19 protein-coding genes are annotated in these 18,021 nt (G+C 75.5%); 8 read left to right on the top strand and 11 right to left on the bottom strand.

Features of this window, described 5'->3' with window-relative positions; all coding sequences use genetic code 11:
* Positions 1 to 7: 7 nt before the first annotated feature.
* Positions 8 to 892 carry a Gfo/Idh/MocA family protein gene (locus ACVJO7_RS25540; RefSeq protein WP_491674983.1) on the bottom strand — a complete coding sequence of 295 codons (885 nt, stop codon included), beginning with the start codon at positions 890 to 892 and terminating at the stop codon, positions 8 to 10.
* 51 nt (positions 893 to 943) lie between these two features.
* Here ACVJO7_RS25540 and ACVJO7_RS25535 point away from each other — a divergent pair, with 51 nt between their 5' ends.
* Together ACVJO7_RS25535 and ACVJO7_RS25530 are read left to right on the top strand one after the other, a co-directional pair.
* Complete coding sequence (locus ACVJO7_RS25535; RefSeq protein WP_491674982.1) at positions 944 to 1,762, top strand: NUDIX hydrolase; 819 nt, start codon at positions 944 to 946, stop codon at positions 1,760 to 1,762.
* 25 nt (positions 1,763 to 1,787) lie between these two features.
* Positions 1,788 to 2,576, top strand: coding sequence for an MBL fold metallo-hydrolase (locus ACVJO7_RS25530; RefSeq protein WP_344021783.1), 789 nt, complete (start codon positions 1,788 to 1,790; stop codon positions 2,574 to 2,576).
* A 3-nt stretch (positions 2,577 to 2,579) separates the two neighbouring features.
* On the opposite strand, the gene ACVJO7_RS25525 is transcribed toward ACVJO7_RS25530, so the two are convergent.
* The 4 genes from ACVJO7_RS25525 to ACVJO7_RS25510 form a co-directional block, all read right to left on the bottom strand.
* Positions 2,580 to 3,284, bottom strand: coding sequence for an HD domain-containing protein (locus tag ACVJO7_RS25525; RefSeq protein WP_491674981.1), 705 nt, complete (start codon positions 3,282 to 3,284; stop codon positions 2,580 to 2,582).
* Positions 3,281 to 4,540: an MFS transporter gene (locus ACVJO7_RS25520; RefSeq protein WP_491674980.1), complete on the bottom strand. Its 1,260-nt coding sequence runs from the start codon at positions 4,538 to 4,540 to the stop codon at positions 3,281 to 3,283. Before ACVJO7_RS25520 ends, ACVJO7_RS25525 begins: the two co-directional genes overlap by 4 nt.
* Before the next feature lie 42 nt (positions 4,541 to 4,582).
* Positions 4,583 to 5,257, bottom strand: coding sequence for a Crp/Fnr family transcriptional regulator (locus ACVJO7_RS25515; protein WP_344021710.1), 675 nt, complete (start codon positions 5,255 to 5,257; stop codon positions 4,583 to 4,585).
* Between the two features lie 163 nt (positions 5,258 to 5,420).
* Positions 5,421 to 5,669: a hypothetical protein gene (locus tag ACVJO7_RS25510; RefSeq protein ID WP_344021712.1), complete on the bottom strand. Its 249-nt coding sequence runs from the start codon at positions 5,667 to 5,669 to the stop codon at positions 5,421 to 5,423.
* A 225-nt stretch (positions 5,670 to 5,894) separates the two neighbouring features.
* Here ACVJO7_RS25510 and nth point away from each other — a divergent pair, with 225 nt between their 5' ends.
* From nth to ACVJO7_RS25485, 5 genes are read left to right on the top strand one after another with little or no spacing between them, the layout of a single operon-like run.
* Positions 5,895 to 6,710: an endonuclease III gene (gene nth / locus ACVJO7_RS25505; protein WP_491674979.1), complete on the top strand. Its 816-nt coding sequence runs from the start codon at positions 5,895 to 5,897 to the stop codon at positions 6,708 to 6,710.
* Positions 6,707 to 7,372, top strand: a complete 666-nt coding sequence (locus ACVJO7_RS25500) for a TlpA family protein disulfide reductase (RefSeq protein WP_491674978.1) — start codon at positions 6,707 to 6,709, stop codon at positions 7,370 to 7,372. Before nth ends, ACVJO7_RS25500 begins: the two co-directional genes overlap by 4 nt.
* The gene (locus ACVJO7_RS25495; protein ID WP_344021716.1) at positions 7,369 to 8,115 is read left to right on the top strand and encodes an NUDIX hydrolase; all 747 of its coding nucleotides are present in this window, start codon (positions 7,369 to 7,371) and stop codon (positions 8,113 to 8,115) included. The genes ACVJO7_RS25500 and ACVJO7_RS25495 overlap by 4 nt, the downstream gene beginning before the upstream one ends.
* A gap of 2 nt (positions 8,116 to 8,117) precedes the next feature.
* Positions 8,118 to 9,317: a MarP family serine protease gene (locus ACVJO7_RS25490; protein ID WP_344021787.1), complete on the top strand. Its 1,200-nt coding sequence runs from the start codon at positions 8,118 to 8,120 to the stop codon at positions 9,315 to 9,317.
* Between the two features lie 59 nt (positions 9,318 to 9,376).
* Entirely contained in the window at positions 9,377 to 10,567 is a 1,191-nt protein-coding gene (locus tag ACVJO7_RS25485) for an MFS transporter (protein ID WP_344021718.1), read from the top strand.
* A gap of 8 nt (positions 10,568 to 10,575) precedes the next feature.
* Here ACVJO7_RS25485 and ACVJO7_RS25480 read toward each other — a convergent pair whose 3' ends face one another.
* Positions 10,576 to 12,138 (bottom strand): alpha/beta hydrolase, encoded by a 1,563-nt coding sequence (locus ACVJO7_RS25480; protein ID WP_491674977.1) that lies wholly within the window; start codon positions 12,136 to 12,138, stop codon positions 10,576 to 10,578.
* Positions 12,139 to 12,285: 147 nt separating this feature from the next.
* Positions 12,286 to 13,560 (bottom strand): adenylosuccinate synthase, encoded by a 1,275-nt coding sequence (locus ACVJO7_RS25475; RefSeq protein WP_491674976.1) that lies wholly within the window; start codon positions 13,558 to 13,560, stop codon positions 12,286 to 12,288.
* A gap of 90 nt (positions 13,561 to 13,650) precedes the next feature.
* Here ACVJO7_RS25475 and ACVJO7_RS25470 point away from each other — a divergent pair, with 90 nt between their 5' ends.
* Positions 13,651 to 14,355 carry a hypothetical protein gene (locus tag ACVJO7_RS25470; RefSeq protein ID WP_344021724.1) on the top strand — a complete coding sequence of 235 codons (705 nt, stop codon included), beginning with the start codon at positions 13,651 to 13,653 and terminating at the stop codon, positions 14,353 to 14,355.
* Positions 14,356 to 14,357: 2 nt separating this feature from the next.
* Here ACVJO7_RS25470 and ACVJO7_RS25465 read toward each other — a convergent pair whose 3' ends face one another.
* The 4 genes from ACVJO7_RS25465 to fbaA all read right to left on the bottom strand — a co-directional run bounded on the left by ACVJO7_RS25465 (position 14,358) and on the right by fbaA (position 17,858).
* On the bottom strand, positions 14,358 to 15,080 hold the full coding sequence (locus ACVJO7_RS25465) for a lysophospholipid acyltransferase family protein (RefSeq protein WP_491674975.1): 723 nt from the start codon (positions 15,078 to 15,080) through the stop codon (positions 14,358 to 14,360).
* 118 nt (positions 15,081 to 15,198) lie between these two features.
* A complete protein-coding gene (locus ACVJO7_RS25460; protein WP_344021728.1) occupies positions 15,199 to 16,335 on the bottom strand; it encodes an FUSC family protein in 1,137 nt (378 codons plus the stop codon).
* A gap of 8 nt (positions 16,336 to 16,343) precedes the next feature.
* A complete protein-coding gene (locus ACVJO7_RS25455) occupies positions 16,344 to 16,757 on the bottom strand; it encodes a DUF3151 domain-containing protein (RefSeq protein WP_344021731.1) in 414 nt (137 codons plus the stop codon).
* Between the two features lie 72 nt (positions 16,758 to 16,829).
* On the bottom strand, positions 16,830 to 17,858 hold the full coding sequence (fbaA, locus tag ACVJO7_RS25450; RefSeq protein WP_344021733.1) for a class II fructose-bisphosphate aldolase: 1,029 nt from the start codon (positions 17,856 to 17,858) through the stop codon (positions 16,830 to 16,832).
* Positions 17,859 to 18,021: the final 163 nt, after the last annotated feature.

Raw genomic sequence — 18,021 nt, 5'->3', positions numbered from 1 at the left:
GGCCCGGTTACTGCCCGGCCGTCCGCCGCACCTCGTCGACGATGCGTTGCAGGTGCAGGGCCCGGCGGGCGTCCACCGGGAGCCGCGGGTCGCCCGCCGCGACCGCGTCGGCGAAATCGTCGAGAAGCCGGGCGTAGCAGGCCACCGGGTCGGCCGGGCGGGTGTCCAGCCGGTGCCGGCCGGCCGCGCCGACCACCGACACCTCGAACTCGGTGGGGTCGACCGGGATCCGCAGCGACAGGGTGAGCGAGCTGCGCGCCCCGCCGGCGTGCGCGAGCCCGATCCGCCACAGGTCCGGCTCGTCGCGGCGGGCCTGGTCGACGCCGGTCACCGGGCCGAGCGCGGCGTCCAGCAGGTCGATCAGGTGCGGGCCGACGTCGAGCGGCGCACCGTACTCGGCCCGCCAGGCCGACGTCGCGAACGGGCCACCGAGCAGCGCCCCGGACAGCCAGCGCGCGGTGCCGGTGCTGTCCGGGCCGTGCGGGCCGGCCGGCACGGCGTCCAGCCAGGACCGGATCGCCGGGTCGAAGCGCAGCGTCAGGACGGTCGCCGAGCACACCCCGGCGTCGTCGATCGCGGCGGCGGCGCGCTCGGCGGCGGCCAGGTCCGCGGCCAGCGGCTTCTCCAGCACGACGTGCTTCCCGGCGGCCGCGGCCCGCGCCGCCAGCTCGCCCTGCACCTGCGGCGGGACCGCGAACGCGACGGCGTCGACGGCGTCGAGCAGGTCGTCGAACCGGTCATGGACCGGACCGCCGCTGATCGCCGCGACCTCGGCCGCCATCGCCGGACGGCGGGCCCACACCCCGGCCGCCGTCCAGCGCGGGTGGCCGGCGATCGCCGGCGCGTGCACCGAACGGGCCCAGGGCCCGGCACCGACCAGTCCGATCCGCATGCGGGCATTCTCACGGCCCGGCCGCCGCGACGATGACCTAGGGTCCCGGACATGGGCACCGCAGCTCCGAACCCGGCCCGGCCGCAGCCGGTCGAGCCGAGACCCGCCGCCACCGTGCTGCTCGTGCGGGACTCCCCGGAGCGCTGTGAGCTGCAGGTGTTCCTGCAGCGGCGGGTCACCGGGATGGCGTTCGCCGGCGGGATGACGGTGTTCCCCGGCGGCAGCGTGTCACCCGACGACGTGCCGGACCCGGCGCGCTGGCGCGGACCGGAACCGGCCCGGTTCGGCTCCCGGCTCGGCCAGCCCGAGCCGCTCGCCGCCGCGCTGGTGACGGCCGCGGTCCGCGAGACCTTCGAGGAGTGCGGGGTGCTGCTCGCGTCCCGGCGCGGTGCGGCCCCGGGCCCGGTCGCCGACGCCGCCGCCTGGCGCGCGGACCTGGAGGGGCGCCACGTCACGCTGCCCGCCCTGCTCGACCGGCACGACATGGAGCTGCGCGCCGATCTGCTCGTGCCCTGGTCCCGGTGGATCACCCCGGCGGTGAACCCGCGCCGCTACGACACCGCGTTCCTGGTCGCCCGGGTCCCCGACGGCCAGGACGCCGACGACGCGACCACCGAGGCGGTGGAGGCCCGCTGGTGGTCGCCCACCGAGGCGCTCGCCGGGCACGCCGCCGGCGAGCTCTCACTGATGGCGCCGACCCTGCACACACTGCAGGACCTGGCCCGGCACACCAGCGCCGCCGCGGTGCTGCACGCCGCCGCCCGTCGCGACATCTCCCCGGTGACCCCGGAGATCCGGCGCGAGGGGCGGGTCGCGGTGATCACGCTGCCCGGGGACCCGGACTGGCGCTACGAGGAGACGACCGGATGAGCGAGCGGGGATGAGTGGGACCGAGATGAGCCACCCGCACTACGGCGCCCTGCGTGCGGTGCACCCGCTGGCCTCGGTGCTGCTGCAGCACAATCCCGGGCCGATGACGCTGGAGGGCACCAACACCTGGGTGGTGTCGGTCCCCGACTCGGGGGAGCGGATCGTCGTCGACCCCGGCGAGGACGACGGCACCCACCTGGAGGCGCTGGCCGACGGCGCCCCGGTCGCCGCGGCCGTGCTGACCCACCGCCATCACGACCACGCCGGTGGCATCGACCGGTTCGTCGCGCTCACCGGCGCGCCGGTGTACGCCGCCGATCCGTCGCTGGTGTCGGGCACCGCACCGCTCACCGACGGCACCGTGATCGCGGCCGCGGGCGTCGAGCTGACCGTGCTGGCGACGCCGGGCCACACCTCGGACTCGGTGTCGCTGCTGCTCACCGGGCCGGGTGCGGACGGTGCGGCGCTGCTCGCCGGGGACACCGTGCTCGGCCGCGGCACCACCGTCATCGCGCACCCGGACGGCGCGCTCGGCCCGTACCTGGACTCGCTGCGCCGGATCGCCGAGCTGCCGGCCGGCACGCCGGTGCTGCCCGGGCACGGCCCGGAGCTGCCGGACGCCGCCCGGATCGCGAACGACTACCTGGCGCACCGCGAGCAGCGGCTGGACCAGGTCCGCGCCGCGCTGGACGAGCTCGGCCCGGACGCGGCGCCGCGGGCCGTCGTCGAACTGGTCTACGCCGACGTCGACACCTCGCTGTGGGACGCCGCCGAGATGTCCGTCCGCGCCCAGCTGGACCACCTGCGCGGCTGAGCTTCACGGGGCGGGCGGCGCCGTCGCGTCGTCGCCGTGCGCGTCCACCCACTCGTCCCGGAAGCGGCGCAGGAACTCCTCCAGCGCGGCGTGCCTGCGCTCGCCCATCTCCCGCCCGGCCGCGGTCCGCAGCTCGCCGCGCAGCCGCAGCAGCTTCTCGTGGAAGTGCGCGACGACCGAGCCGGTGGGCCCGGGCCGGTAGCCCTCCGACGACGGCGGCGCGGCCGGATCCCACAGCGGCTCGCCGATGGCGCCGCCGTAGGCGAAGGCGCGGGCGATCCCGGTGGCGCCCATGGCGTCGAGCATGTCGGCGTCGTGCAGGCAGGCCGCGATCGCGGCGGCGGCTGGCCCGGGACCGGACGGCTGCGACGCGGCGGAGAACGTGTAGCGGCCGGTGGCCTCGACCGCGTCGAGCACCGGCTCCCACAGCGACTCGTCGATCGCGGCGCGGCGCAGCGCGGCACGGGCGTCGTCCCGGCACTCGGCGGGTGCGACGACCCGGCCGAGCCGGGCCTCGGCGGCGCGGTGGTGGTCGTGCACGTAGGCGGCGACGGCGGCGACGAACCCGTCGAGACCCTCGCGGACCGCCAGCCGGGCCGCGAGCCCGGCGACCCGGTCCAGGTGACCGACGTCGTGCGCGACGTCGGCGCCGGCCAGATCGGCGGCCACCACCTCGCGCAGCCGGCGGAGCGCGCCCGCGCCGCTCACCGGGCGCTCCCGGCGGGCTCGCACTCCACGGTCGGGGCCATCGTCGCCCGGCGGGTCCACAGCAGCACCGCGACCAGCGTCCCCAGCATCCCGCCCGCGGCGAAGCCGACCGGCCCGAACCTGTCGATCAGGACACCGGACACGGCCTGGCCGGCGGACACCCCGAGCACCGCCGCCGTCACCACCCAGTTGAACGCCTCGGTCGCCGAGTCGGCGGGCGCCGTGTGCTCGACCCCCAGCGAGTGGGCGGTGACCTGCGGCGTGATCAGCGCCCCGGCCGCCATCATGACCACGGCCAGCAGCACCAGCGAGCCGATCGGGGAGACCAGCCCCATCGCCGTCACCAGCAGGCCGAAGCCACCGAGCAGCACCGGCAGCCGCAGCCCGAGCGACCGCGGCCGGGGGCGCAGTCCGTAGAGGACGCCGGCCAGCACCGAGACCAACGACCAGGCGGACAGCAGGATCCCGCCCATCGCGGGCGAGCCGGCGGAGGCGGTCGCCGCCAGCACGCCGACCTCCGCCGTCCCGGCGACCAGACCGAAGCCGAGCGCCGCCAGCGCGACCGTGCGCAGGCCGGGCCTGCGGATCACGCCGAGCAGCCCGGTGTCGCCGGCCGGCGTGCCGGAGGTCCGGGAGGCGCGGATCCGGGCCGAGCGCCGCCGCACCGCACGGGTCAGCGCGAACCAGGTCGTCCCGGTGATCTCGGCCAGCGCGGCGACCAGCAGCGCGGTGCCCGGCCACGGGGTGCCGACGGCGAGCAGCGCGGCGAGTGCGGGCCCGAGGATGAAGAAGGTCTCGAGGCTGATCGCCTCGTAGGTGTAGGCCGCCTCGCGGGTCCGGCCGGCCGGCACCAGGTCCGACCACAGCGCCCGCGACGAGCCCTCGATCGCCGGGGTGACGGAGCCGGTCACCAGCCCGGCGAGCAGCACCACCGGCAGCGCGGCGCGCAGCTCGATGCAGGTGACGAGCCCGGCGACGGCGACCGCGTAGGCCGCGACGATCAGCAGCAGCGGGCGGCTCGGGCCGAGCCGGTCCAGCAGGCGTCCCTGGACGACGGTGCCGACCGCCGTCCCGACCAGCAGCACGGCCGACACCGCACCGGCGATCGCGTAGGAACCCTCGATCTCGCGGACGTAGAGCAGGGTCGCGAGGCTGTGCATCGCGATCGGGAAGCGGCCGATCAGCGAGGCGCACACCGGCGCGGCCGCACCGGGCGCACCCAGTGCGGCCCGGTAGTCGGAGGGGGAGGCAGGCACGCCGCCCAGCATCACATGGACTGGGACAGGCGTACCAACGTGTTACCGCGCGCGGCGCGCGAGCCGCTCCGGCTCCAGGATCAGCACGCTCTTGCCCTCCAGCCGCAGCCAGCCGCGGTGCGCGAAGTCGGCGAGCGCCTTGTTCACGGTCTCCCGGGAGGCACCGACCAGCTGCGCGATCTCCTCCTGGGTGAGGTCGTGGGTCACCCGGAGCAGGCCGGACTCCTGCGACCCGAACTGGCGGGCGAGCTGCAGCAGCGACTTGGCGACCCGGCCGGGCACGTCGGTGAAGATCAGGTCGGCCAGCATGTTGTTGGTGCGGCGCAGCCGGCGGGCCAGCACGCGCAGCAGCTGCTCGGCGATCTCCGGCCGCTTGCCGATCCACTCGCGCAGCGCGGTGCGGTCCATCGTGTAGCAACGCACCTCGGTCACCGCCGTCGCCGACGACGTGCGCGGGCCCGGGTCGAAGATGGAGAGCTCGCCGAACATGTCGGACGGCCCGGCCACCATCAGCAGGTTCTCCCTGCCGTCCGGGGACTTGCGGCCGAGCTTCACCTTCCCGCCGGCCACGATGTAGAGGCGGTCACCGGGCTCACCCTCGGAGAAGATGACCTGCCCACGGGAGAACTCGGCGGACTCCAGCGCCTCGGTCAACGCCTCGGCGGCCTGGGGCTCAACCCCCTGGAAGATCCCGGCCCGGATCAGAACCTCATCCACTGCAATGCTCCTCGTTCACCGGCCGCGATCGTCACGGCGGGTCGTCGGCGCGTCAGTGTAGAGGCCTTCGCCACACACGTGCGCACCACTGACCCGATCGGACTCTCATCCGATCGGGCCTGTTGCGTGTACAGGGCGCGCCGCGGCCCCCGTTACGATCTTGTCACGCCGACGGAACCTGGCTGCGGCGAGTCCCCCGCCGGCGGCGGTTGCGCAGCCGGAACAGCTCCAGGGCGCGGCTGGTGCCGGACCGGAACAGGGCCCGCACCTCGTCCGGACGCGGCTGTTCGAGCATCTCGTCCAGCTCGTCCTGCCGCACCGTGGACTCCCGCAGGCGGGACTCGACTCGTTCCATCCCGAGCGCGAAGAACATCACGAGCAGCGGGACGAGGACGCTCAACCAGGCAGTCATGGCGCCTCCGATCCTCTCGTACTGGTTCGCTCGCCGACGCTCCGGGGGTAGCCGGTCCGCCCGCTTCGTGACACGTTCGTGACCTCCGGCCCGCCTGACGGACGTTCGGCGGGGATCGGAGACCGTTCGCCGCCCGCGGCTGCGCCGACCGGACCGACCGGGGCGGCGGGCCGTCGCCGCGACACGGCGGCGGGACTGTCGGGGGTCACCCGTACGCTCGGTGACGTGAGTACCTCCGCCCGACGGACGGCCCGGCCCACCGGGCGCGCCGCGGCCGGTCTCGCCGCACGGGTCGCGGCCGGGGAGAACCCGATCGGGCGGGCCCGGCGGGTGAACCGGATCGTGCGCGCGCTGGCCGAGGCGTACCCGCACGCGCACTGCGAGCTCGACTTCGTGACACCGCTGGACCTGGCCGTCGCCACGATCCTGTCCGCCCAGTGCACCGACGAGCGGGTCAACCAGGTCACCCCGGCGCTGTTCGCCCGGTACCCGGCGGCCGCCGACTACGCCGGGGCGGACCGCACCGAGCTGGAGGAGATGATCCGGCCGACCGGCTTCTACCGGAACAAGGCGTCCTCGCTGACCGGGCTGGGCGCCGCGGTCGTCGACCGGCACGGCGGCGAGCTCCCGGCCACCCTGGACGAGCTGGTGAAGCTGCCAGGGATCGGCCGCAAGACGGCGAACGTGATCCTGGGCAACGCGTTCGGCGTCCCCGGGATCACCGTGGACACCCACTTCGGGCGCCTGGTCCGCCGCTGGGGCTGGACCACCGAGGAGGACCCGGTCAAGGTCGAGCACGCGGTGGGTGAGCTGATCCCGCGCCGGGACTGGACGATCGTGTCCCACCGGGTGATCTTCCACGGCCGGCGGGTGTGCCACTCCCGCAAACCCGCCTGCGGTGTGTGCACCCTCGCGGCGGACTGCCCGGCCTACGGCACCGGGCCGACCGGGCCGGCCGAGGCCGCGGCGCTGGTCAAGGGCCCGGAGCGGGACCGGCTGCTGGAGCTGGCGGGAGTCACCGGCAGCGGGGACGGGCGGTGAGCCGGGCAGGCGCCTCGCGCTCGGAGATCGCCTCGACCGTCGTGGTCGCGGTGCTGGTCGCGCTCGGCGTGTGGGCCCTGTGGCCGTCGGCGCCCGCGCCGCTGCCCGCGGCCGCGCCACCGGGGGCCGCCGCGCCCGCGAACCTGCCCGACGGCGATCCGGCCGCCGCCGATCCGGCCGCGCTCGCCGCCGCCCGGGAGGTCGCGGCGCTGCGCCCCTGCCCGGAGCCGACCGGCGCGCCCGCGGCCGGGCCGCTGGCCGGGATCACCGTGCCGTGCCTGGGCGCCGAAGGCGCGGTCGACGTCGGCCAGGTGCTCGCCGGGCGGGCCGTGCTGGTCAACTTCTGGGCGTCCTGGTGCCTGCCGTGCCGCGAGGAGCTGCCGGCCCTGGAGGAGTACGCGGCCCGGCCGGACGCGCTGCCGGTGCTGACCGTCGACGTCCAGGACGATCCGGTGGCCGCGCTCGGCCTGGCCGCCGAGCTCGGGATCACCCTCCCGGCGCTGACCGACCCGGGCGGCGAGCTGCGCGCGGTGCTGGACACCCCGCCGGTGCTCCCGTTCAACTACGTCGTCCGGGCCGACGGCACGCCGGCGATGGTCGATCCGCCGATCCCGTTCCGGACGGCGGACGACGTCGAGGCGGCCGTGGAACGGCTGTCGTGACCGCCGCCGTCGTCCCCGAGCCGGATCCCGGCGCCGCCCCCGAACCGCTGCGACCGCTGGTGGAGGGGGCCCTCGGGCTCGACCCGGGCTGGTTCGGCCCCCGGCGCGACCCGGCCGGCCGGGAGGCCGGCGCCCGGCGCGCGGCGGTGCTGATGCTGTTCGGGCCGGACGGCCCGGACGTGCTGCTCACCGAACGTGCGGCGACCCTGCGCTCGCACGCCGGGCAGGTCGCGTTTCCCGGCGGCGCGCTCGATCCCGGCGACACCGGCCCGGTGCACGCCGCGCTGCGCGAGGCGCAGGAGGAGACCGGGCTCGACCCGGCAGGCGTCGTGCCGCTGGCCGTGCTGCCCGAGCTGTTCATCCCGCCGACCGGCTACCTGGTGACCCCCGTGCTCGCGCACTGGGCCGCACCGGAGCCGGTCCGCGCGGTCGATCCCGGCGAGGTGGCCCGGGTGGTGCGGGTGCCGGTGCCGGAGCTCGCCGATCCGGCGAACCGGTTCACCGTGCGCGGCCCGAGCGGCTACACCGGGCCGGCCTTCCGCATCTCGGGGCTGGTGATCTGGGGATTCACCGGGGGCCTATTGTCCGCACTGCTGCACTGTTCCGGCTGGGAACGCCCCTGGGACGGCACGCGGATCGAGAACCTCGACGAGGCCTGGGCTGCCGCCCGGGCGGAGCAGCGACACCCGCGAGGAGTACCTGTGATCGACCCCGCCGACCGTCCCGACGAGGTGGGCCGGTGAGCCTGAGCTGGGTCGACGTCGTGGTCGTCATCCTGGCGCTGCTGGCGGCGGCATCGGGCTGGCGGCACGGGGTCGCGGTCGCGCTGCTGTCCTTCCTGGGCGTGCTGACGGGGGCGGTGCTCGGCCTGCGCCTGGCCCCCCTGCTGGCCGACCAGGTCGAGTCCCAGCCGGCGAAGGTGCTGCTCGGGATCGGCGCGGTGGTGCTGCTCGTCGCGCTCGGCGAGGCGACCGGGGTCTACCTGGGGCGCTTCGTCCGGGACCGGATCCGGCGCGAGGGCACCCTCAAGGTCGACTCGGCGCTCGGCGCCGGGGTGCAGGCGGTGGCCGTGGTGGTCGCCGCCTGGCTGATCGCGCTGCCGCTCGCCTCGACCAGCATCGCCACCCTGACCAGCGGCGTCCGCGACTCGCGGGTGCTAGCCGGGGTGGACAGCGTGATGCCCAGTGCCGCCCGGCAGCTGCCCGCCGAGCTGCGCCAGATCCTCGACGACTCCGGCTTCCCGGACGTCGTCAGCCCGTTCTCGCGCACCCCGATCGCCGTGGTCGGCCCGCCGGACTCGGCGCTCGCGCAGTCCCCGGTGGTGACCGAGGTCCGGGACCGGGTGCTCAAGGTCCGCGGGCGGGCACCGGCCTGCCGCCGGGCGCTGGAGGGCACCGGCTTCGTTGTCGCGCCGCAGCGGATCATGACGAACGCGCACGTCGTCGCCGGCACGTCCAGCACCACCGTCGAGGTCACCACCGCGGCCGGCCGGACCCGCCAGCTGGACGCCGAGGTGATCCACTACGACCCCGAGGTCGACGTGGCGGTGCTCGCCGTCCCGGCGCTCGACGAGGAGCCGCTCCGGTTCACCCCGGACCCGGCCAGGGTCGGCGACGACGTGATCATCCTCGGCTACCCGCTGGACGGGCCCTACACGGTGACGCCGGGCAAGGTCCGCGAGCGGATCCGGCTGCGCGGCCCGGACATCTACGAGCGGGGCAGCGTGCTCCGCGACGTCTACACCGTCCGCGCGGTGGTCCGGTCCGGCAACTCCGGCGGCCCGATGATCAACCCGGACGGCCAGGTGGTGGGCGTGGTGTTCGGCGCCGCGCTGGACGACTCCGAGACCGGCTTCGTGCTGACCGCCGAGCAGGTCGCGCAGGCGCTGAACGTCGCGGCCGACGGCGGCTCGCGGCCGGTCGACACCGGGGAGTGCGCCTCCTGATCGTTCCCGGCATCCGGGAACGATTCGCCACCAGGTGGGACGGCACCTAGCGTGGACGGGTGCCCCCCGACGTGACCCGCAGCCGTCGCCGCTGGCTGGTGCTGGCGGTCGGGACGGTCGCGCAGACCGCGGCCTGCTCGTTCGTCTACGGGATGCCGTTCCTGGTGCCGCTGCTGCGCGACTCCGCCGGGCTGACGCTGGCGCAGGCCGGCGCCTACGTGGCGGCGCCGACGGCCGGCCTGCTGTGCACGCTGGTGCTGTGGGGGGCGATCGCCGACCGGTACGGCGAGCGCGGCGTGATGGCTACCGGGCTGGTGCTGTGCGCGGTCGCGGTCGCCGGGGCGGCACCGGCCGGGCCCGGGCCGGTGCTGCTCGTCCTGCTCGGGCTCGGCGGGGCGGGCGCCGCCTCGGTGTTCGCCGCGGGCGGCCGGCTGGTGATGGGCTGGTTCGGCGCCCACGAGCGGGGCACCGCGATGGGGATCCGGCAGACCTCGCAGCCGCTCGGCGTCGCGCTGGCCGGGCTGACCCTGCCCACCCTCGCCGTCGCCGTCGGGCCGTTCCGGGCGCTGCTGCTGCCCGCCGCGCTGTGCGTGGTCGCGGCCGCGCTGGTCGCGGGCCTCGCCCCGAACCCGCCGCGGCCGCAGCTCGCGCCCGGGTCCGCAGCGGCCCGCTCGCCGTACCGCACCCCGGTGCTGTGGCGGGTGCACGGCGCGAGCGCGCTGCTGGTCGTGCCGCAGTTCGCGGTCGCCGCGTTCGCCACCGAGTACCTGGTCCGCGAGCAGGGCTGGGGGGCGGCCGCGGCCGGCGCGTTCGTCGCCGCGAGCCAGGTGGCGGGGGCGCTCGGCCGGATCGCGACCGGGATCTGGTCGGACCGGGTCGGGTCCCGGTTGCGGCCGATGCGCTGGATCGCCGTCGGCGCGACGGCGGTGCTGCTGCTGTTCGCGCTCGGCGACGCCGTCGCCGGCTGGCTCGCCGTGCTCATGCTGGCGGTCGGCGCGGTCGTCACCGTCGCGCCGAACGGGCTGGCCTTCACCAGCACCGCCGAGCTCGCCGGGCCGTCCTGGTCGGGGCGGGCGCTGGGCGTGCAGAACACCGGGCAGAACGCCGTCGCGTCGATGGTGCCGGTCGCACTCGGCGCGCTGATCGGTGCGACCGGCTACGGCATCGGGTTCGCGCTCGCCGCGCTCGCCCCGCTGGCCGCCATCGGGGTGACCCCGGTGTCCGGCGAGCGCGGCACCCCGCCGGACTGACCGCGGGCTCAGCCGCCGGCGCCGGTCAGGGCCGCCGGGTCGGTCGTCGCGGGCGCCGGGGTGCAGACGGTGCCGTCGGCGGGCAGCACGCCGTCGAGCAGGGCGGCGTCCACCGCGGCGTTCACGCACGGGTCCGGTCCGTAGGAGCCGTGGCCGACCCCCTCCCGGGTGAGCAGCACCGCGGAGTCCAGCGTGCGGGTCATGGACTCGGCCCAGTGGTGCGGGGTGACCGGGTCCAGCCGGCCGCCGACGACCAGGGTCGGCGGCGCGCCCGCGGCGGTGAACGGGCCGGTGACCCGCTCGGTGTCCCGGGCCGGCCACAGCGCGCAGTCCAGGGCGGCGTACGCGGCCCGGGGCCCGATCCGCGGTGCCTGCCCGACGACCGCACCGGCGGCGGCGGTGTGCGCGACGACGTCGGCCGGGGTGTGCCAGTCGGCGCAGCGCACACCGATGTGCGCCTCCTGCACCGCGGTCGGCGCGGTGAACGGCGAGACCGTCACGGCCGCGTTCATCAGGTGCAGCGCGGTGCCGTCCCCGCGCTCCGCCGCCAGCAGGGCCGCGGTCAGCAGCGGCCAGGTCGTCCGCTCACCGGCGATCGACCGGGCCGCGTCGAGCGCCTTCGCGCCGTCGACCGGTGTGCCGTCCGCGACCGGCAGCGGTGCCGCCTCGAGGCGGTCGATCAGCGCGTCGAACGCCCGCTCCGGGTCCCCGCCGCCGAACGGGCAGGTCGCAGGGCCCTCGGCGCGGCAGGCGTCGAACCAGGCGTCCAGCGTCTGCTCGCTCGCGACGGCGACCTCGCCCAGGAACGGCAGCGGATCGCCGAACCACAGCCCGGTGTCGACCGGGGCGTCGAGCACCATCTGCCGGACCCGGTCGGGGAACATCGTGGCGTAGACCGGCCCGACGACGGTGCCGTAGGAGATGCCGTAGTAGGTGATCCGGTCCTCGCCGAGCGCGGCCCGGACCCGGTCGAGGTCGCGGGCCACGTTGTCGGTGGACATCGAGGCCAGGAACGCCGGGTCCTGGTGCTCCGCGCAGCCGCCGGTGAACGCGGTCGCGGTGGCGAGCAGCTCCGGCAGCGGCAGCCCGCCGGGGACGGCCGGATCGGGTGCGGTGGTCGCGGCGGCCCCGGCCCGCTCGGCGTCGGTGCGGCAGCGGACCGGCCGGGAGTCGCCGACGCCGCGCGGATCGACGGCGACGACGTCGAACCGGGCGAGCACCTCGGGGGTGAAAGCGCCCGGGGCGCCCGGCAGGTCCGGCATGGTCCGCAGGGTCCCGGTCGCGGAGACCCCCGGCCCGCCCGGGTTGAACAGCAGGCTGCCCACCCGCCGGTCCGGGTCCGTCGCGGGCCGGCGGAGCACCGCCAGCGGGACCTGCTCACCCCCGGGATCGGTGTACTCCAGCGGTACCTCGACGGTGCCGCACTCCAGGCCCGGCCCGCACTCCTGCCAGCCGACCGGTGGTGGCGGTGGCTCCGCCGCGGCGGGCGTCCCGCCGCTCGCGCACCCGGTCAGCACCAGCGCGGCGACGGCGGCCACCCCGGCGAGGCGGGACGATCCGTACCCGGCCATGTCGTTCCTCCCGTGTCGACGACCGGCACCGGGGGATCCCGGTACCGGCGCCGTGCACGCCAGGAACGCCACCCGGACGCCCGGATCGGCCGACGGATCGGGAGGCTCCGACCGAAGTCGGAGGCCGCCGCGCCGCCGGACGCCGGATCAGCGGGTGATCGTCTGCTCCCGCCCGGGGCCGACCCCGATCGCGGAGACCGGCGCACCGGTGAGCTCCTCGATCCGCTGCACGTAGGCCTGCGCCGCGGCGGGCAGCTCCTCCCAGGTGCGGGCGCCGGAGAGGTCCTCGAACCAGCCGGGCATCTCCTCGTACACCGGGACGGCGTGGTGGAAGCCGGTCTGGGTCATCGGCATCTCGTCGACCCGGTGGCCGTCGACCTCGTAGCCGACGCAGATCGGCACCGTCTCCAGCCCGGACAGCACGTCCAGCTTGGTGAGGAACACGTCGGTGATGCCGTTGACGCGCACCGCGTACCGGCCGATCACCGCGTCGAACCAGCCGCAGCGCCGGGCCCGGCCGGTGTTCACCCCGACCTCGCCGCCGGTCTTGCGCAGCCAGTCGCCCATCTCGTCGAACAGCTCGGTCGGGAACGGGCCGGAGCCGACGCGGGTGGTGTAGGCCTTCAGGATGCCGATCACCCGGGTGATCTTGTTCGGGCCGATGCCGGAGCCGACCGATGCGCCGCCGGCGGTCGGGTTCGAGCTGGTCACGAAGGGGTACGTGCCGTGGTCGACGTCGAGCAGGGTGCCCTGCGAGCCCTCCAGCAGCAGCGTCTCGCCGCGCTCCAGGGCCTGGTTCAGCAGCAGCCGGGTGTCGACGATCTTGTCGGCGAACTCCTTGGACTGCTCCAGCACGGTGTCGACGACCTCGTGGAAGTCCAGCGCGCGCCGGTTGTAGACCTTGACCATGATCTGGTTCTTCAGCTCGAGCGCGGCCTCCACCTTCTGGTGCAGGATCTTCTCGTCGAGCAGGTCCGCGGCGCGGACGCCGACCCGGGCCACCTTGTCCTGGTAGGCGGGGCCGATGCCGCGGCCGGTGGTGCCGATCTTGGCCTTGCCCAGGTAGCGCTCGGTGACCCGGTCGATCGCCACGTGGTAGGGCATGATCAGGTGCGAGTCGGCCGAGATGAGCAGGCCGGAGGTGTCGACGCCGCGGCGCTCCAGCCCGGCCTTCTCCTCGATCAGCGCCTCGGGATTGACCACCACGCCGTTGCCGATGACGTTCTTGACGCCCGGCGACAGGATCCCGGACGGGATCAGCTTGAGCGCGAAGTCGCGCCCGTCCGGCGTGACGACGGTGTGCCCGGCGTTGTTGCCGCCCTGGTAGCGGACGACCCAGCCGAACTGCCCGCCCAGCAGGTCCGTCGCCTTGCCCTTGCCCTCGTCGCCCCACTGGGCGCCGATCAACACGATTGCGGGCATGTAAGAGACTCCAGTTCACACACGCTCGTCACGGCCGCGGACCCGGGCGTGGTTACCGGATTCCGCGGCGAGGAGGGTACTCGATCTGTGGTGTCGACCGATCCCGAAGCGGTGCTGCTCGCCTGCGTGCCGCAGCGCCGCCGTCGTCCGTTCTACGGTATCCGGCCCGCCGGGCGCCGGGAACGGGTACCGGCGTCACTCGCGTCCGATCCGGCGGTGCGCTCGGTCACCGTCGGCCCGCGGCCCGGCAAGGAGGCGGTCGATCCGCTGCTCGCCGAGCATCCCGGCGCCCGGCTGATCGTGCACGGCGAGGACGCCGACCTGGCCGCGGTGCTGGTCCGGCTGCTGCGGGCCGGTGCGCTGGGCACCGAGGTGGCGTACCTGCCGGTGTCCGGCCGGTCGGCGGCGGCGGCCGGCTGGGGGTTCCCGGTCCGGCCGGCCGCCGCGGCCGCGCTCGCCCGGACCGGGACCGCCCGGCCGGAGCCGCTGGTGCGCGACGACAACGGCGGGGTGCTGGCCGGCCGCGGCGAGATCCGCGACCTGTACGGCGAGGCGTACTGCGACGCCACCCGGGTGTTCCACGGCCGGGTCCCGGCGCTCGTCGTCGAGGCCGGGCCGGGCGGGGTGCGGGTCCGCGGCGGGCGCGGGGTGACGGCGACGACCGGACGGGCGATCCAGATCGGCTCCACCGGCTCCACCCCGGTCCGCGACGGCGAGCCGTACCCGCGGCCGGTCAAGCGCTGGGCCTGGTACCAGCACACCGAGCCGTGGCACCCGGTGCTGCCGGCGGCCTGAGGTCAGGCGGCGGCGGGCAGCGTCTCGCCGGGACGCCGGTGGTAGGAGTCGACGTAGGTCTGGCCGGACAGGTCGGCGATCGCGTCCATGATCTCGTCGGTGACCGCGCGGCGGATCGCCGGCGCGCCCTCCAGCCCCTCGTAGCGGCTGAACTCCAGCGGTGCGCCGAACCGGATCTCCACCCGGGCCAGCCGCGGGAACAGCCTGCCGACCGGCTGCACCCGCTCGGTGCCGCGCAGCCCCACCGGGACGACGACGGCGCCGGTCGACAGCGCGAGGCTGGCCACCCCGGTGTGCCCGCGGTGCAGCCGCCCGTCGAGCGAGCGGGTGCCCTCCGGGTAGATCCCGAAGACGCCGCCCGCCGCCAGCACCTCGCGTCCGGCGGCGAGCGCGGCGAGCCCGGCGCGGGCGTTGCCCCGGTCGACCGGGATGTAGCCGAGCGCGCGCAGGAACGACGCCATCAGGCGGCCGCGCAGCCCGCGCCCGGTGAAGTACTCGGCCTTGCCGAGGAAGGCCACCCGGCGGGCGGCGACCAGCGGGATGAAGGCGGTGTCGACGGCGGCCCGGTGGTTGGCAGCGAGGATCACCGGACCGTGTGCCGGGATCCGGTCGGCGCCGTGCACCGCGGGGCGCCACAGCAGACGGACGAGGGGCGCGAGGACGTAGCGGATGAGCAACTGCACGTGGTGGACCCCGATCACTGTGCGACGCTCGCGGTGCGGCATCGGTGCGGTCGACGGCGGCGGCCACACCACACCGTGCAGGGGGACGAGTCGTCCCCGGCGCCGAGCAGCGCCGATTCTGCTCCGTGACCGTACCGTGACGGAACCCCCACTCCCCCGATCAGCCCAAGTCGTCCCCCGGCAGCCGATCACGGAGGGCGCCCAGCGCCTCGGACCGGCTCATCCCGGTCGCCTGCAGCAGGTCGACCGCGATCGACCGGGCCTGGGCGACGAGCACCGGCACCGAGACGGCCGCCGTCCCGTCCGCCGGTCCGGTGCCGGCCTGCCGGTCGGACAGCACCGGGGAGTGCCCGACGGCGTCGAGGAACGCCGGCCGGGCCCGCTCCCGGTCGCCGTCCTGGCCGAGCTCGCGGATCAGCGCGCCGACCGCCCCGGCCAGCTCGGTGACCGCGTCGGGCAGCTCGGCCGGGATCCGCTCGCCGTCCTCCAGCGCGGTCAGGGTGCGGCGGGCGAGCACCCGCGCGTTGCGGTGCGCGTAGTCGGCCCGGTCGGCCAGCTCCCGGTAGCGGCGCAGCATCCGGCGGCGTGGCCGGTGCAGCGGTGACACGATGGCGACCTCACCGGCACCCCCGACGGCGGCGCGCAGCTCGTCGATCCCGGCCTGGGTGTCGCGGGCCCGGTGCAGCGCCCGGACCGCGCACTCCCGGTCGTGCTCGCGCATCGCGGACGCGGTGTCGGTGAGCACCGTGACCAGGTCGTCGAGCACCCGGCGGGCGGACCGGCGAACCAGCCGGATCGGGTTCACCGGGATGACCGCGGCGATCAGGATCCCGGCCAGGCCGCCGATCAGCGCGTCCACGCAGCGGTCGATGCCGCTGCTGTCCCCCGGTGGCAGCAGCGTCGTCACCAGCACCGCGGACGCGCCGGCCTGGGCGACGATCAGGTTGCCGCCGTCGAAGAAGGTGGCGAGGGTGATCGCCAGCGCGACGACCAGCATCAGCTGCCAGACCCCGCTGCCGATCTCGGCGATGATCAGGTCGCCGACCAGCACGCCCAGGCTCACGCCGACCACCAGCTCGGCGGCCCGGCGCAGGCGCGAGTTCAGCGAGACGCCGAGGCTGATCACCGCGGCGATCGGCGCGAAGAACGGCCGGTCGTGCCCGACCAGGTCGCCGGCCACCCACAGCGCGAGCCCGGCGGCGAACGCGCACTGCAGGATCGGCAGCCAGGACGCCCGCACCCGGCGCGCGCCGAGCCGCCCGCGGGCCCGCACCCGGGCCAGCGCGTCAGGCGGCACCGGCCCGCTCAGTCGATGCCGAGCGCGGCGAGCGCAGCCGGGTCGGAGTCGGCGATCAGCGTGCGCAGCCGCTCGACCTCGGCGGTCTCGCCGATCGCGGTCGCGGCGCGCAGCAGCGCCCCGCAGGCGCGCAGGTAGCCGCGGTTCGGCTCGTGCGCCCACGGCACCGGGCCGAAGCCCTTCCATCCGTTGCGGCGCAGCTGGTCGAGGGCGCGGTGGTAGCCGGTGCGGGCGTAGGCGTAGGCGGCGACGGTCTCGCCGGCGTCCAGCGCCCGCTCGGCCAGCACCGCCCAGGCGATGCTCGACGACGGGCTGGCGGCGGCCACGTCCGCCGGATCGGCACCGCCGTCCAGCTCGGCGGCGGCCGGGTCGACCGGCAGGCGCGTGGCCTCGGGCTCGAGCAGGTTGCCGTGCAGACTCATACCGCCATTGTGGCGCCGCGCGGCCCGCGGGTGGTCATCGGGGCCGGGGCCCCGACGACCGTCCCCGCAACGTCAGAGGGCCTTGCCGGCGGACTTGAGCGCCTCGCACGCCTCGATCACGCGCTCGCTCATCGCGACCTCGGCCTTCTTCAGGTACGACCGCGGGTCGTAGGCCTTCTTGTTGCCGACCTCGCCGTCGATCTTGAGGACGCCGTCGTAGTTCTCGAACATGTGCGCCACGATCGGGCGGGTGAAGGCGTACTGGGTGTCGGTGTCGACGTTCATCTTGACGACGCCGTAGGTCAGCGACTCGTGGATCTCCTCCAGCAGCGAGCCGGACCCGCCGTGGAAGACGAGATCGAACGGCTTGTCCGCGGCGCCGGAGCCCAGCTTGCCGCGGGCGACCTCCTGGCCCTGCTTGAGGATCTCCGGGCGGAGCTTCACGTTGCCCGGCTTGTAGACGCCGTGCACGTTGCCGAAGGTCGCGGCGAGCAGGTAGCGGCCCTTCTCGCCGGCGCCGAGCACCTCGACGGTGCGCTCGTAGTCGCCGGGGGCGGTGTAGAGCTTGTCGTTGATGTCGTGGGCGACGCCGTCCTCCTCGCCGCCGACGACGCCGATCTCGACCTCGAGGATGATCTTCGCCTTGACCGCCTCGTCGAGCAGCTCGGCGGCGATCTTGAGGTTCTCCTCCAGCTCGACCGCGGAGCCGTCCCACATGTGCGACTGGAACAGCGGGTTCTCGCCCTTGGCGACCCGCTCCTGGCTGATCTTCAGCAGCGGCCGGACGAAGCCGTCGAGCTTGTCCTTCGGGCAGTGGTCGGTGTGCAGGGCGATGTTCACCGGGTACTTGTCGGCGACGACGTGCGCGAACTCGGCGAGGCCGACCGAACCGGTGACCATGTCCTTGACCCGGGTCCCGGACAGGAACTCCGCGCCACCGGTCGAGACCTGGACGATGCCGTCCGAACCCGCCTCGGCGAACCCGCGCAGCGCCGCGTTCAGGGTCTCCGTGCTGGTCACGTTGATCGCCGGGTAGGCGAACTCGCCGTTCTTGGCGTTGTCCAGCATCTCGTTGTAGATCTCGGGCGTGGCGATCGGCACGGACGGCCTCCTCGTCATCGGCGGTCGCTGCTCGGCGCAGCGCGTGCTCTCCGGGTCAGTATCACGTACCCGCCCCGCGGGGGCAGTCATCCGCCGGATGGGTCTGGTCACCCCTCCGGATGCCCGGAGGGACAAGCCCGCGAAAGGCGTCGGACGTGGTCGC

The organism is Pseudonocardia sp. DxW (assembly GCF_058448985.1).
This window is presented reverse-complemented; position numbering and strand designations above follow the sequence as displayed.

Bases quoted from the DNA above. Each gene is read 5' to 3' on its own strand.
- ACVJO7_RS25540 (WP_491674983.1), bottom strand. From the start codon at position 892: ATGCGGATCGGACTGGTCGGTGCCGGGCCCTGGGCCCGTTCGGTGCAC.
- ACVJO7_RS25535 (WP_491674982.1), top strand. From the start codon at position 944: ATGGGCACCGCAGCTCCGAACCCGGCCCGGCCGCAGCCGGTCGAGCCG.
- ACVJO7_RS25530 (WP_344021783.1), top strand. From the start codon at position 1,788: ATGAGCCACCCGCACTACGGCGCCCTGCGTGCGGTGCACCCGCTGGCC.
- ACVJO7_RS25510 (WP_344021712.1), bottom strand. From the start codon at position 5,669: ATGACTGCCTGGTTGAGCGTCCTCGTCCCGCTGCTCGTGATGTTCTTC.
- ACVJO7_RS25480 (WP_491674977.1), bottom strand. From the start codon at position 12,138: ATGGCCGGGTACGGATCGTCCCGCCTCGCCGGGGTGGCCGCCGTCGCC.
- ACVJO7_RS25475 (WP_491674976.1), bottom strand. From the start codon at position 13,560: ATGCCCGCAATCGTGTTGATCGGCGCCCAGTGGGGCGACGAGGGCAAG.
- ACVJO7_RS25465 (WP_491674975.1), bottom strand. From the start codon at position 15,080: ATGCCGCACCGCGAGCGTCGCACAGTGATCGGGGTCCACCACGTGCAG.
- ACVJO7_RS25455 (WP_344021731.1), bottom strand. From the start codon at position 16,757: ATGAGTCTGCACGGCAACCTGCTCGAGCCCGAGGCCACGCGCCTGCCG.